A 13,891-nucleotide genomic window follows, 5' to 3' on the forward strand; every position below is an offset into this window, starting at 1 on the left:
TCATGGAACCTGCGGGATCAGGTTTTCCCGGAGTTCAGTATAATGACAAAAAAGTAGAGAAAGGCTCCGGAGAACTGATGCTGATGAAGAATTTTCCTTGTTTCATTAACGAAAACAGTAGCCAGCAGGATGTTCGTGACTATTTGAAATCTGTTTCAAATAATGAAAGAGTAAAGAAGCCTCAGTTTCATGCTGCTATTTCCACGAAGTTTAGGGAGCATACCAAAGACGAGCTCACGAGTATTGCAGAAAATTTTATGGATGAGCTGGGGTATGGGCAGCAGCCTTATATAGTGGTTTTCCACAATGATACGGAAAATAATCACCTACATATTGTTTCAACCCGTGTAGATAAGCAAACTGGTAAGAAAATTAATGATAGCTATGAAAAGCTTAAAGCCCAGAAAGCATTAAGCCTGACAATGGAAAAGCTGTATGGAGAAAATACGCAGGAGCAAATAGGGAAATTACTGGGTTACCGATATGGTTCTCTTAAGCAACTGGAACTGCTTTTGGCAAGAAACGGATTTAAGCTTATTCAAAATAAGAATAATGATAATGCTCTGGATGTTTTGAAAAATGGAGTTCGTGAGAAAACAATTAATGCAGGTGAGCTAAATTTTAGTAGTCATAAGCATGATTTCAGAGCGAAGCAGCTTCGGGCTATTCTCTCAAAATACAAAGAATTGTATTCATGCAAAGTGTTCAAAATTGAAGACAATAGGGTACAAGAGGCTATGTTGCCGGAAGAAAAACAAAACGAGAACTGGAAGCCAAAAATTGAATTTGAGAGTGAGTTTCAGAAAAAAATAAGAGATGTCTTTGGGGTTGATATTGTATTCCATATTTCTGACAAAGAGAGATCAGCTACCGATCTTAAACCTTTCGGATATAGTTTGATTGACCATAAAACAGGAGCGGTGTATAAAGGAAGCGATATTTTGAAAATGAATGAACTATTTGAATTTACCGCTGAAGTCATTGATAAAAGGCTTTTTGAAGGACTAAAGGATTACAATATAACTGATGAAGCTTCTAAACAAATCCTAATTGAGTATTTAAAATTCCAAAATCCTAATGATGTGCCAAAAGACTTTATGCTTTTTGAAACTAAGAAAAGGAAGAATAGAGAAGTATTTGGCTCAGTTAGGAGGGAAGTAAAGCAATATGTTAAAACACAAAGTCCGAAAGATGTTCATATTATAAAGTCTGAGGACGGTAAATTTTATGCTGTTCATTCAAAGTTACACTATGTAGGAGAGCTGGAACAGCTGATAGGGGAGAAAGACTATCAAAAGTTTCTAAATCCCGATCTAATCCAGCAGCAGGTCTTAGTAAGCCAAAATGAAAAGCTTACAAAGGAGCTTAGTAAAAGCATCAATGATTTGATTTTTCAATTCAGTAAATCTTCAGGAGGATCTGGAAAAGATCCTGCGGAGGAGGAGCTTAAGAAAAGGCGTAAAAAGAAAAATCGATAGGCCAGCCGGCCGAAGTTCGGCTTCCACTAAAAAATAAATCAGCAACAACTATAAACAAGCAACAGACAATTATACTTATGATTATCACGTTCGCAACCCAAAAGGGCGGTGCGGGGAAAACCACGCTAGCCTTAGCATTTGCAAATTATCTATCTATGGTATCTGAAAGAAAGATCAATGTGTTTGATTTTGATTATCAGAAGTCTTTCTTTAATAAATGGAAAGAAGATGAATATTCTGAACTGCCTAAGCTGTATGATGTGGAAGTTATAGGAGATGAGGATGAAGAACAGCCTTTTGCAGATTTAGAAAAAATTATTGACTTAAAAGAGAGCAAAGAAATCTATCTGTTTGATTTGGCGGGTACACTCGATCAGAAATACAGTGATTTACTCATTTACAGCGATTTTATCATCATTCCCTTTGAGTACTCTGATGTATCTGTAAAATCTACCCTGGTATTCAAAAACCTGTTGGGGCTTCTTGAAAGTGAGGCAGAGCGGATCTTTATCCGTTCCAAATATGATAAAGGTTATAAATATCTCAACCAAAAGGAAATGGATATAGAAATTTCAAAATACGGAACTCTGATTGAAAGCCCTGTGTATAAGAGAAACTGTCTACAGACCATTGATACCCGAAAGCTGACTTATGAACAAAAATATGCTATAAAAAAGCCATTCAATGAAATCATAGAAGAGATTAATGAAGCACTGCAAATTACCCTTTAAGGTCAGTCATCTTGTAAAAACAAAATCAAAAATAAGAAATGATAAAGTATTCACTAATTCTATTAGGACTTTATTTCCTGTACTATGCCGGAAATATTCTGTATGATCTGTTTTTAAGGAAAGAGAAAATCATACATGTAGATTTAACTGAGGAATTTTCACTTGGTGATTTTTCCAAGACTAGGGATCAGGTTCCGACTTCCATCGGAATTGGAGATGTTGAAAACATCCGGACTCCACAATCCTTTTTGAAAAGGGAACTTAATCTTCCAACGCAATCCTCAAGCGAGGAGCAACCGGATTTGGAAGACTTAAGGAAAAGATTTGAAGCTGAACAGGATATTGATGATATGCCTATACCAGCAAAAAACAATAGTGCGCCGGCAGTAGAAGAAAAGAATCAGCCAGATCACACCAACCAATCTCAGCCTGTATCTAATATGCCAGATCAGGATTCTAAGAGCGAAAAAACGGGGAAAACCAAATCCCACTGGAAAGAGCTCCTGAATTTATCGGAGACAACTGTTCAAATGGTCGCTAACTACGATGGACAGAAAGTCTACCACTCTATAATTTAAGCAAAAAACATTTCAAAAATTACCCTGTATGATCCTTAACCAATAAGGATAGCATACCCCTTATGCCCAATTCTAAGCATAATTCTAACTCTGATAATAAAATTTAATCATTATGAATCACAAATTTAAACGCCATCAATCTATAAAAAAATTATTGACCGCCTGTGTAATTCTTCTCGCTATCACTCCTGTATTTGCCCAGGGAGGAGCAACGGCTATTTCAAATGCTGCCAGTGATATTAAGGACTATTGGGACCCCATTAAACTAATTTTAAAAGCCGTGGGCGGATTAGTAGGTTTCATCGGAGGTCTTAGAGTATATAACAAATGGACCAATGGAGATCAGGATGTGAACAAAGAAATCCTTGGCTATGGTGGAGCGATGATCTTTCTGATTGTAGTTCCGGAATTCGTAACCTCATTCTTTGCATAAGTCATGGGATTCTACCTATACAAGGGGCTGAAAAAGCCTCTTGTATTCTTCGGGCTCAAGGGCAAATATATTTTTTATGCCGTGGGTGTTATCGGAGGTGGAGTGATCGCAGCGCTCATATTGTCCAAGTTCGGACTGTTAGGCTCTCTACTAGGACTTTTAGCGACCGGAGGTGGTGTTTATCTGATCTTCAGAAGACAGGACAAATACGGACTGTACGATAAGACTAAAAACAGTAATCAAATTTTCATTTTTCCCAAAAGGATAAACAATAAAAATCTTTTACAGAAAGGTGAAACCAAAAGGCCAAACAATCTACCAGAAAATAAATAATTCCGTATGAAAACAAAGAAACAAGCATTTACTATTCCTTTCATCGGCTATGACTATGGGGAAAATTATGATTGGGGTTTTGATGTTCTTTTCGGGCAGTATGGAAATCCTATTATAGGGATCAGGCTTAGAAATATAGTGGAACAGTACTCCGCTGATCCGGATCATTATCTCCATTTCCATACGGTTTTGAATCAGGTAGTATCCATTATCGGAGAAGGAAGAATTGTTCAAAAGCTTGATATTTTCTCCAAAAAAAGATACATAGCTGAGAAATCCAATCAGTTTTTGCAACAGAAATACTCCGAGCATTTTGACGGCAGACTTTTCAAAACCATTGAAACTGTACTTCTGTTTACAGATATTATTAATGACAAAATAAAGAAAAATGGAAGCCGAATCTCGGCGTTCTCAGAAAAAAACTATAAAGAGCTTCGTGACAAATGTCAAAAGGTCTATATGCTTTTAAAGCAAAATAACTGTGAACCTGAGTTCTTGTTTGAAAAAGATTTTGAATATTACCTGTCCGGAGTTTTAACCATGCAGTTTACAGATGCTCCGACTTATGATAATATCAAAAGTACTGAAGAATATTTGCAAATAGGAAGCAGGTTTGTTAAAAACATCTCCTATGTCGATGTTGAAAAGATTGATTTACCCTCTGAAATAGAACCTTTTTCCATATTGGGAGGAAACGGAGCGGCTGGGGAAACCGCAGTAGATAATTTCACTTTTATAGGTGAGCTGGAAGATTACGAAACGATTATCTACAACCAGGTCATTACCATTCCACATCAGGCACAGCAGCAAAGGGAACTTGATAAAAAGAAGAAAAAGCACGAAGGTGCTGCTAACAATTCTCCTTCCAATGCCATTATTGCTGAGGAGATTCAATCTCTCCTTCATAATATAGCTATAGATGGACAGTTAGTTGTCAATGCCCATTTTTCCATTTTGTTTTCTGCGCCTACGTTGGAAAAAATGGAAAATATCCAGTCAATGATTGAGAATAAGCTATTCACCAAAGGGATTATTGTTTCGAAGAATGCCTACAATCAGCTTGAGCTTTTCAGGGCAGCTCTTCCGGGTAATGCTACAGAGCTTAGGGAATATGATCTGTTTATGACGACAAGCGAAGCTGCGCTTTGTTTTTTTTTTTAAAGAAAGTTACCCTTTAAATGAAGAAAGCAGCTTCTACCTAAGATTCACAGACCGACAGGGGGTTCCCATAAAAGTTGATCCTGCGGATTTACCGATGAAGATCGGAAGAATCAATAACCGAAATAAGTTTGTGCTCGGACCCAGCGGATCAGGCAAGAGTTTTTTGATGAATAATATCGTGGAGCAGTATCTCACCTATAATTATGATGTTGTGATTGTAGATACAGGAGATTCCTACTCGGGAACATGTATGTACAAAGGTGGGCGATACATTCAGTATACTGAGGAAAAGCCGATTACGATGAATCCTTTTCTGATGGATAAGAAAGAATTCAATATTGAAAAAATAGAATTTTTGACCAATCTGATCTTTCTCATCTGGCAAGGACCGGATGCCCTGATGACCTCTGCACAGAAATCGATATTGGACAATGTACTGATGTCCTATTATCATACTTATTTCAACTCCGGTACAGAGTGGTATAAGCATAAAAGCTCAGAAGAATTAATGCTCTATTTAAGTAAATATAATATTCATGAAGAAGATATTCTTGCAGAGTATGAGGAAGGAATGGCGGAGGGACATAGCTATTATGATTTACTGGGAATAACTTTCGGTGCCGATTCAGATGAAATCAAAGAAGCCTTTAGAAAATTAGCGATTGAATATCATCCGGATAAAAACATGAATAATCCTGATTATGACAGTGAAAAATTCTATAAAGTTTATGAGGCTTATGAAACTTTGAGTAGTGAAGAAAAGCGTAGGGCTTATAATGAAACCCTAATGATGATTATTCAGGCTCATGAAATTATAAAAAAGCCCAAAGATCCGAAGGAGTGGAATGAATCTTTTAAAAAGGCTCTCATTAGAAAAATTAAGGAACTGGAAGAAGGGCTCAATACAAGAGAGCTTTCCTTTAATGGATTCTATGAGTACTGCGATAAATTTCTGCCTCTTTACCTTGGTAATAAAAAGCACAGAATTACGGAAAGAGAATTTAATTTAAGAACCTTCCTGTTTGTTCTGCGGGATTTTTATAAAGGCGGAAGATATGAAACCACACTCAATGAAAGTGCCGACAATACGCTATTTGATGAACCTTTTATTGTATTCGAAAATTGATAATGTGAAAGATAATCCCAAGCTTTTCCCCATTGTAACACTTATCATTATGGATACTTTCATCCAGAAAATGAGACTCAGAAAAGATCGTCGTAAAGCCCTTATAATAGAAGAGGCGTGGAAGGCGATTGCATCAAAATTAATGGGTGGGTATATTTTATATCTCTACAAAACGGTAAGGAAATTCTGGGGTGAAGCGGTGGTGGTCACCCAGGAACTGGATGATATTATCGGAAATGCCGTTGTAAAAGACAGTATTATCAATAATTCCGATACGTTTATCCTTCTGGATCAGACGAAGTTTAAGGACAATTTTGATCGCATAGCGGCTTTATTATCCTTAAATAAAGTAGAGCAGAACAAGATTTTCACGATCAACAACTTAAATAATAAGCAGGGACGAAGCCGTTTCAAGGAATTTTATCTGAAACGAGGTTCTAAAGGAGAAGTATATGGCAACGAGGTATCTCTTGAGCAGTATTTAACCTACACTACAGAAAAGCCTGAAAAATCTGCTGTTGAATACTATGTGCAAAAGTATGAGAACTATGATAAAGCTCTGGAGATTTTTGTAGAGCAGGTGAAAAACTTCGGGGATGATATGGGAAGCATGGTCTCTTTAGTAAACCTGTATAAAAGACCTTTAGATCAGAAGGTTCTTAGGTTCTATCATGAGTTTAAGAACAGGAAGGAAAATATCGGTAAAAATATCTTCAAAATCATTTCTCAGAAATTAGAAGATGACGACATCAGTTTTTCAGAATTAGTCAACAGAGAAGTCTATGAGTATGAAAAAGTTTAGTTTATTTTTTTTAGGATTCGGAAGCTTACTATATGGCCAAAATACTTATATAGATCCTACGGTAACAGCAGCGATGATCCTGTATTCAGAAAACCTGAAAGCCAAACAGAATGAAGTCATAGATGAAACTTCCAAGCTGAAAGATGCACAAATGTGGGTAGGAACCCAGATGGTGGCAGCTAATGATATTCAGAATAGAATACTCAAAGGCTTAAAAGAAGTTTCCGGGACCTTACAAAATGGACTTCAGGTAAAAGAAATTTATTCAGAGCTAAATAAGTGCTATAAATATTCTTCTGATGTGGTTCAATTGGCTTCTGCACATCCTCAGTACGCTATTTTTGGAACTAAAGCGTCCCAAAAAACATATGAGCAAAGTTTGAAAATCGTAACAGATGTATCGGATATTCTTTCTTCAGGAGAGCTCAACCTTGCGACAGCAGGTGATCGCTATAAAATTCTGCATAATATTTCCGGAAATGTAAAAAGTCTGAAGCTGTGGCTTCTGGCCATAAAGCTGAGACTAGAAAAGGCCAATAGACTGGGCTTTTGGAATTCCATTAATCCTTTTGCCGGATATATCAATACGGATAAGGCTATTGTTGAAGACATTATGAACCGATACAAACGGAATTTTTAAAAACCATACAATGAAAAAGAAAATTTTTCTAAGCTTATTTATTTCGACGTTTTACATCATAATCACTTCTTCCGGTGGGAGCTCAACACCCGCCTGGCAGAAAGAAAATGTTTCTTTTCCGATGATGAATATAGAAATTAATGCTACGATGAAAGAGCATGACAGGCAAAAGGAAATGCGAAAGAATCAGGCTCTGAATGCGGGTATTGAGAGCACCAACAGAAATGAGTGGAATAGCTTTAAGGATAAGGTTACTAAAATACAGGATAGGCTAAGGGTTGTTTCATTTGCTTTGAAGGCTATCCCAACGGGAGTAGCAATGAGCAGGGAGGTTAAGAAAATTACTCAAAACCAGGCTTCCATTATTGATGAATTGAGTACAGCACCTTATTCCATTATAACGGTTTTACCTTCCGGAGTGCAGTATGTGGATGATCTGCAAATGGTGACCCGCCTCATTACAGGAATTATCCTCTCTTACGGAGCGATCAATCAAATGGAAAAATCGGAGCGTAAAATTTTATTGGACTATGCTTTAGGAGAGGTGAAAACCCTTAGCAGGAATTCTACCCACATGCTTTTAAAAATACGTGACATTAAGGCTAAAGTCCTAAGAAACAAGAGAGCTTTCCAATATTATGTCAACAGGGATAGGCAGGTTGTGGAAAATATCATGAAAAATATCAAATCCTTTTAAATAAGAAAGAGATGAATAGAAGAATATTTTTTTTAGGAATTCTGGCATTTTCTTCCACTATGGTAAGAAGTCAGCAAATAGTTATCAATGATAAACTTTTATCCCAACTGACGGTAAATCATGGTGTTCGATTGGGAAGTGAACAGGTGTTTTTAGACTCTTATGAAAAGCAGAATGAGCTCTATAATGAGATTAAAAATAAAACTGCACAAGTTATTGTTATTCAGGAATATATCTATCAGCAGTTGAAAAATGTTAATTCAGCCCTTACTCAGAGTAAAAAACTCATCTATCTCTATCAGTATTTAGGAAAAATAGGGAACAATTCTAACAAAATGCTGGATTTATCGATACAACACCCTGAATATGCGGTTTTAGTTTCAAAATATTATAGCGCAATAGGAGAACAGTTGCTAAAACTTAAGCAGGAAGTATCGGCGGATATATTAAATGAAAACAAAGACTTTTTGATGGATGCTATGGATCGGGAAATGCTTTTAGAAAAGGTATTTACAAGGGTTAGAAACATCAATGGTAATATTCTCTATATCATTTTACGCTTAGAGAATGCCAAGAAGATCCCTTATCTCTATCAGGTCCCTGTCCTTAGGAATTACATTAATGTCGACAGAGCGATTGTGGGAGATATTATTCAAAAATATAATACATATTTAATTAAACGATGAAATATCAATTCAGAAAATTAATAGGCCTTTCATTTTTGTTTATAACTATGGGTGTTTTTGCACAAGTAAGTGTAAAGCGCCTGAATGATCCGGCCATTGTTGCCCAGCATAAAAGAATGGTTTTTGAAAGCTGGGGAGACTGGCGCCCCTATCCTAAATATTTTTTAGGGATTCAAACCAATTTTGCTTATGCCACGGTATGGGGGATGTGGGCTCCTAATATCAATAGAGATTATAAGGATGGAGAGGACATAAGACCATTAAAGCCTACAGGAGTACAGAATCAGCGATTTGCTCAATTGAAATACGAGGAAGAAGAGGCTAAAAAAATAAAGGCAGCCTCTGATACCATTTACAAAAGGAGCGTTCAGGATTTTGCACATTGGACGAGCGCTACTGTAGATGCTGATCCGTTATGGCTCTTGTATTACAAGCGGATGTTAAAACCAATCACGGAATTTCCTGATACTCCTCAAAATTTTATGCAGTGGAGACTAAAAGATCAGGAGGCTTACCAGGCACTTCATACTACAGGAACACTGAAAAGGCTTCAGGAGGAGCTTAATCTCATTAAAGAAAAATATGCAATGTCCCGATCTATGGATATGCCAAGGGGAAAACGCTTTATGATGTACCACGAAACACTCTTACGCTGGAGGAAATTTGTACAGGAGTTAAGAAAGCAAAATAACAAGACGACCCTGCTTCTGGATTATAAAAATATTTTGAAAGATCATTCTCCTTCTGCATTGCCTTCGGGCTGGGCTCCGGCATCAGATAAGTGGCGTGCCGAGAGTATAATGCAACAATACAAACACCGATATTAAATATGAATAAAAGACTAACCTTATTTTGTTGTTTACTGGCAGTAGTATTACCAGTAATGGGCTTTGCCCAGACAGACAGCGATTACAGTAATTTACTTCAGTTTTTAAAAGGTGATGGTGCTTTTGAGAAATGGTTTATGGAGGTGTTTACAAAGCTCGATACCAGTGTTCAGGATAGTGCAAATGATGCTGCACTGGTTGGAAAGGCTATAGGCGGACTCGGTGCTTTGATGTATCTGGGGTATATGGGATGGCAAATGGCTGCTGGCGACAGGGAATGGGAAATTACGCCTATGCTAAAACCTGTTTTGATTGGATTTACCCTAATCTACTGGACAGGATTCGTGAATTTGATTCAAGCTCCCTTTGAAGCTATTGCAGAACCGGGAGTGGCTATTTTTAGTGATATAGAATCTGAGGTCAATGACTTAAGAGTTGAAAGGTTCAAGAAGCAGCAGCAATTATTGGATGTCGTCATAAAACTTAAAGCCAGTGAAGATGCCAAGCAGGAGGTTATTGAAAATGCCGGTAAAGATGCAGATGATTCCTGGTTTGATATTAGTGAGGGACTAGATAAACTTATCCAGCCTATTAAGGAATGGCAGATCAGAATGCAATTCCAGATGCAAAAATTAGTAGCTGAAGTCATTGAATTTGTATGTCTCTCCATTCTCAGGATTTGTGTCTACCTTATTTTCTTTATTCAGAAGATTTGGGCCTATATACTCATTATTTTAGGACCTATTGCTGTGGGAATGGCTCTTGTTCCGGGATTTGAAAATTCTCTGTACAGCTGGGTTTCTAAATTCATCAACATCAATCTGTACACTTTCGTGGCTTATACCATTATCAACATAGGGCAGCAGCTCATTGCTTCCGGTTATACTATGGAAATAGACCGATACAACACGCTTTTAACGGATGGAACTGTTACCAATTTAGATGCCCTGATGGTCTATATCAATAATTCAGGAATGATCTATAACCAGCTTTTTACCTGTGTTGCCTATATCGTTACCGGCATAGGTGTTTTAATGACGCCCACTATTGCTGATACGATTGTAACGGCCGGTGGAGCAGGGGTAATGACCAAAATGAAAAATGCCGCTGGTAAAATGGTAAGTACTGTAAAAACAGCAATACTAGCTGCCAAAACAGGAGGTGTAGCGGCTGCAAAATCTGCTGCGGCAGGCTCTGCATCAGGTAGAGTGAACAGAGCCATGAAAAGTGGAAAATAAATAAGTCCTAGTGTCTAATTCTAATTCTAAAATAAAAATGCTTATCAAAAATATTGAACAAAGAATAAAGATTAACAAGATTGTTTCTCTGGCGAGTATTGCTTTTGCGGTTTTCATTGTCATAGGTGGTTTTTTCTTTGCTTATAGAATCATTGAAGATTCCAGAAAATCCATCTACATATTGGATAATGGCGTTCCGGTTTTGGCCAAGCAAACCGATGTTTTGCTTAACAGACCCGTTGAATATAAAGCTCAGATCGAACTTTTTCACAGATTATTTTTCACGTTGGCTCCTGACGATACCTATATCAAGGACAATATTCAGAAATCCCTTTATCTGATTGATGACAGTGGAAAGAAAGAATATACCAATTTAAGGGAAAAAGGTTTTTATAACCAGATTATAGCTTCGAGTTCAATGGTTAGTATCCATACGGATTCGATAACCCTCAATCCAGAGCAAAAGAAATTCGTTTTTTTCGGAAAACAGATGATTACCAGGAAGTCATCCATTATTACCCGAAAATTAATCACAGAGGGTTTCTTTGAAGATCTCATCCGTAGTCCTAATAACCCGCACGGTGTGATCCTCAAAAACTGGCGTATCATCGATAATGAAGACATTTCTAATCAAACTAAAAATTCGTACTAGCCATGAACTCTTTATTTAAACAAACAAGGCGGAAGTGCTTACACTGGATAGTCCACCATCCTAAAAAGTTTTTTACCTATTCGATGATTTTTCTCTCAGTATCCTTTGTAGGTTTTCTGATTCAGGGCATTTTCTTTCCCTTGGGGACAGTATTTAAAATTAAGCCTCCCACCCTTTATTCCAAAAATCAGATACCCCAGAATCCTAATGTAAACAATGAAAAAGAGATGAAAAAGATTGTGGAAGAGCTTAAAATTTTAAAACTGAAAAGGGACGAGAGACAACTGCAAAAGCAGGACAGCTTGAGGATTGAATATTTGTTTAACCAATATCAGCAATTAAAAAATGACCGGTAGCACCGGAGGTAATTTATCTAAAAATCGAAACTCAATGAAAAAACTGAATTTTAAGGAAAAAAAATATGTGCTGCCTCTTTTGGCTTTGCCATTCCTGCTTCTTTTTGCTTATGTGGGGGCTGGGTTTACCCAAAAGGAGCCACCTAAGGATAAACCCAAAGAACTCTCTCTTTCTCTTGGCGAGTCTAAGGATTCTATTATGAGTAAAAATGATGCTTATGATGCATTTTTCAAGAAAGAGGATAACAGAACAATGCTGGAAGGGCTTGACAAAGAGAAGGATAGTTTATTACACTATGAAGACCAGTTATCATTAGCTCAAAAAAGAAAAATAGATTCACTTAAAAGCTTATCTAAAAGACAAAACGAATACGGACCCAAGGGAAATTCATCCTCTTATTATAATCCCAAGCAAGAGCAAAATAATGACAGAGACTATAAAAGGTCTTCGGATATTATCAGAATGCTGAACGATAAATCCTACGGGAGAGGGGAGAATAATAATCCTATGGAAAGTCAGGAAGCAAAATCTCGAAATAGAGAGCAGGCTCAGGCTCCTGATCCTGCTAAATATCTGAAACAACAGATGCTGGTAATGGATTCTTTAGAAAAATCACGAGATCCTGAATATCAAAATAAGCTGATGGCTGAAGAAAAGCTGAAAGCCAGTAAGGAAAAGCTTGAAGAATTCCTTAATTCAACATTCAATGTCAGCAAATCAGGGATAAACAGGGAGTTCAATGCTTTTTATAGAGAAAGGGAAAATAGTTTTATCAAGGCGGTGATTGACGAAAATAACAAAGGTTATTTAGGAAGCAGAATCCGGCTGAGATTATTAGAGGATATTTTCGTTGGAAATAAAAGGCTTGAGAAAGGCTCTATACTATATGGACAAATCTCAGGATTCTCAATGCAAAGGGTGAATCTTACTATAATTTCTGCATTCATTAAAGGAGAAATTTATCCTGTCAATTTATCTATTTACGATGTTGATGGAATGAAAGGTCTGTATGTTCCGGAGAGTATTTTCCGGGATATGATCCGGGAAATGGGAAGTAACTCTGTACAGGGAACGCAGATGGATATGGGCGGACAGGGATTTTTCACCAGTATAGGCTCCAAGTTATTTACCTCTACTTCAAAGTCCATTGCCAATCTGATTAAAACCAATAAAGCCAAATTAAAATATGGCTCACAGGTATTTCTGATTGATGAAAAACAAATGAAAGATTCACAAAACCAACAAAAAAAATAAACAGATGAAAGCTCTATTATATACGTTACTTATTTTCATAACTCAATTTTTTACTGCACAAACTGCTACAAGGCAGCAGGTTATTTCAGATTTACCGGAAATAGACATTACTGAAGGAATCAGCCTTCATCTAATTTCTCCGGAACCTATACAATATGTGGACTTATCTACTCAGCAGCTGACGGGTGATTTACCAATGACTCATATTGCCAGGGTCAAGATTACAGATAAGTCAAATGCAACAGATAAAGAGGGAAGTAAAAGCCTATCTGTACACAGTAACGGAGATCAAATTGGGATTATCACGGTAGTAGCACAGTCTTTTATTGCTCAATATAAAGCAGTTTACAGGAATTCTGAGACTCGGAGTACTGTTGCCAATGTTCATATTCAACCGGAGGCAATGCAGCCTATAGAGTTTAATAAAATGGTGTTTTCCAATTTTGAGCTTAGAAAATTTGCACTGAATATTATTCAGACAAAATCAGAAAAAGATCCGATTCGGGAAGAGAAAAACCTTAGGCTTAAGGTTCAGCTCAATAATGTCTATGTCATGAGTGATTACATTTTCTTGGATATGACCTTTAAAAACAATTCCAATTTGGGCTATGACATTGAAGCTTTGAAATTTTCTGTAGAAGATAAGCAGATCCATAAGGCTACCAATAATCAGAGCATAGAAATGACTCCGATTTTCCAATTGAATGCTCAAAAATATTTTAGGAAAAATTTCCGGAATATTTATGTGTTCAAAAAATTTACTTACCCGAATTCTAAGGTGATGATGATTCGCCTGGTAGAAGAACAGCTTTCCGGAAGAACTCTGGAAATGAAGATCAACTACTCGGATATTCTTAAAGCTGACACCTTCTAAGCCGAAGTTCGGCCTTCAGCGGAA

Annotated in this window: 13 protein-coding genes and 1 pseudogene; all 14 read left to right on the forward strand. The window is 37.1% G+C overall.

Going from position 1 to position 13,891, the window contains the following annotated elements:
* Positions 1 to 2 precede the first annotated feature (2 nt).
* The 14 genes and pseudogenes from HX13_RS01360 (at position 3) to HX13_RS01430 (ending at position 13,867) form a co-directional block, all read left to right on the forward strand.
* On the forward strand, positions 3 to 1,478 hold the full coding sequence (locus HX13_RS01360; protein ID WP_316931207.1) for a relaxase/mobilization nuclease domain-containing protein: 1,476 nt from the start codon (positions 3 to 5) through the stop codon (positions 1,476 to 1,478).
* Between the two features lie 77 nt (positions 1,479 to 1,555).
* Entirely contained in the window at positions 1,556 to 2,209 is a 654-nt protein-coding gene (locus HX13_RS01365) for a ParA family protein (protein WP_050019646.1), read from the forward strand.
* A 38-nt stretch (positions 2,210 to 2,247) separates the two neighbouring features.
* A complete protein-coding gene (locus HX13_RS01370; protein ID WP_050019647.1) occupies positions 2,248 to 2,787 on the forward strand; it encodes a hypothetical protein in 540 nt (179 codons plus the stop codon).
* A gap of 112 nt (positions 2,788 to 2,899) precedes the next feature.
* The gene (locus HX13_RS01375) at positions 2,900 to 3,220 is read left to right on the forward strand and encodes a DUF4134 domain-containing protein (protein WP_050019648.1); all 321 of its coding nucleotides are present in this window, start codon (positions 2,900 to 2,902) and stop codon (positions 3,218 to 3,220) included.
* 3 nt (positions 3,221 to 3,223) lie between these two features.
* Entirely contained in the window at positions 3,224 to 3,553 is a 330-nt protein-coding gene (locus HX13_RS01380; RefSeq protein ID WP_050019649.1) for a DUF4133 domain-containing protein, read from the forward strand.
* A 6-nt stretch (positions 3,554 to 3,559) separates the two neighbouring features.
* Positions 3,560 to 6,642: pseudogene (locus tag HX13_RS01385) on the forward strand (TraG family conjugative transposon ATPase).
* Positions 6,629 to 7,282, forward strand: a complete 654-nt coding sequence (locus HX13_RS01390) for a hypothetical protein (RefSeq protein WP_050019650.1) — start codon at positions 6,629 to 6,631, stop codon at positions 7,280 to 7,282. The pseudogene HX13_RS01385 and the gene HX13_RS01390 overlap by 14 nt, the downstream one beginning before the upstream one ends.
* Positions 7,283 to 7,292: 10 nt before the next feature.
* Positions 7,293 to 7,979, forward strand: a complete 687-nt coding sequence (locus tag HX13_RS01395; RefSeq protein WP_050019651.1) for a hypothetical protein — start codon at positions 7,293 to 7,295, stop codon at positions 7,977 to 7,979.
* A gap of 11 nt (positions 7,980 to 7,990) precedes the next feature.
* Positions 7,991 to 8,665, forward strand: a complete 675-nt coding sequence (locus HX13_RS01400) for a hypothetical protein (RefSeq protein ID WP_050019652.1) — start codon at positions 7,991 to 7,993, stop codon at positions 8,663 to 8,665.
* Complete coding sequence (locus HX13_RS01405) at positions 8,662 to 9,492, forward strand: hypothetical protein (RefSeq protein ID WP_050019653.1); 831 nt, start codon at positions 8,662 to 8,664, stop codon at positions 9,490 to 9,492. Before HX13_RS01400 ends, HX13_RS01405 begins: the two co-directional genes overlap by 4 nt.
* A 2-nt stretch (positions 9,493 to 9,494) precedes the next feature.
* Positions 9,495 to 10,730: a hypothetical protein gene (locus HX13_RS01410; protein ID WP_050019654.1), complete on the forward strand. Its 1,236-nt coding sequence runs from the start codon at positions 9,495 to 9,497 to the stop codon at positions 10,728 to 10,730.
* 37 nt (positions 10,731 to 10,767) lie between these two features.
* Positions 10,768 to 11,382: a conjugative transposon protein TraK gene (gene traK / locus HX13_RS01415; protein ID WP_050019655.1), complete on the forward strand. Its 615-nt coding sequence runs from the start codon at positions 10,768 to 10,770 to the stop codon at positions 11,380 to 11,382.
* A gap of 390 nt (positions 11,383 to 11,772) precedes the next feature.
* Positions 11,773 to 12,993 (forward strand): conjugative transposon protein TraM, encoded by a 1,221-nt coding sequence (traM, locus tag HX13_RS01425; protein ID WP_050019720.1) that lies wholly within the window; start codon positions 11,773 to 11,775, stop codon positions 12,991 to 12,993.
* Between the two features lie 4 nt (positions 12,994 to 12,997).
* Positions 12,998 to 13,867, forward strand: coding sequence for a DUF4138 domain-containing protein (locus HX13_RS01430; protein ID WP_050019657.1), 870 nt, complete (start codon positions 12,998 to 13,000; stop codon positions 13,865 to 13,867).
* Positions 13,868 to 13,891 lie beyond the last annotated feature (24 nt).

It is taken from the genome of Chryseobacterium sp. P1-3, from assembly GCF_000738495.1.
Lineage (GTDB): Bacteria > Bacteroidota > Bacteroidia > Flavobacteriales > Weeksellaceae > Chryseobacterium > Chryseobacterium gallinarum.

Coding starts and splice junctions, on each gene's coding strand:
- HX13_RS01400 (WP_050019652.1), top strand. CDS start 7,991: ATGAATAGAAGAATATTTTTTTTAGGAATTCTGGCATTTTCTTCCACT.
- HX13_RS01375 (WP_050019648.1), top strand. CDS start 2,900: ATGAATCACAAATTTAAACGCCATCAATCTATAAAAAAATTATTGACC.
- HX13_RS01380 (WP_050019649.1), top strand. CDS start 3,224: ATGGGATTCTACCTATACAAGGGGCTGAAAAAGCCTCTTGTATTCTTC.
- HX13_RS01360 (WP_316931207.1), top strand. CDS start 3: ATGGAACCTGCGGGATCAGGTTTTCCCGGAGTTCAGTATAATGACAAA.
- HX13_RS01390 (WP_050019650.1), top strand. CDS start 6,629: ATGAAAAAGTTTAGTTTATTTTTTTTAGGATTCGGAAGCTTACTATAT.
- HX13_RS01370 (WP_050019647.1), top strand. CDS start 2,248: ATGATAAAGTATTCACTAATTCTATTAGGACTTTATTTCCTGTACTAT.
- HX13_RS01410 (WP_050019654.1), top strand. CDS start 9,495: ATGAATAAAAGACTAACCTTATTTTGTTGTTTACTGGCAGTAGTATTA.
- traK (WP_050019655.1), top strand. CDS start 10,768: ATGCTTATCAAAAATATTGAACAAAGAATAAAGATTAACAAGATTGTT.
- HX13_RS01395 (WP_050019651.1), top strand. CDS start 7,293: ATGAAAAAGAAAATTTTTCTAAGCTTATTTATTTCGACGTTTTACATC.
- traM (WP_050019720.1), top strand. CDS start 11,773: ATGAAAAAACTGAATTTTAAGGAAAAAAAATATGTGCTGCCTCTTTTG.
- HX13_RS01430 (WP_050019657.1), top strand. CDS start 12,998: ATGAAAGCTCTATTATATACGTTACTTATTTTCATAACTCAATTTTTT.
- HX13_RS01405 (WP_050019653.1), top strand. CDS start 8,662: ATGAAATATCAATTCAGAAAATTAATAGGCCTTTCATTTTTGTTTATA.
- HX13_RS01365 (WP_050019646.1), top strand. CDS start 1,556: ATGATTATCACGTTCGCAACCCAAAAGGGCGGTGCGGGGAAAACCACG.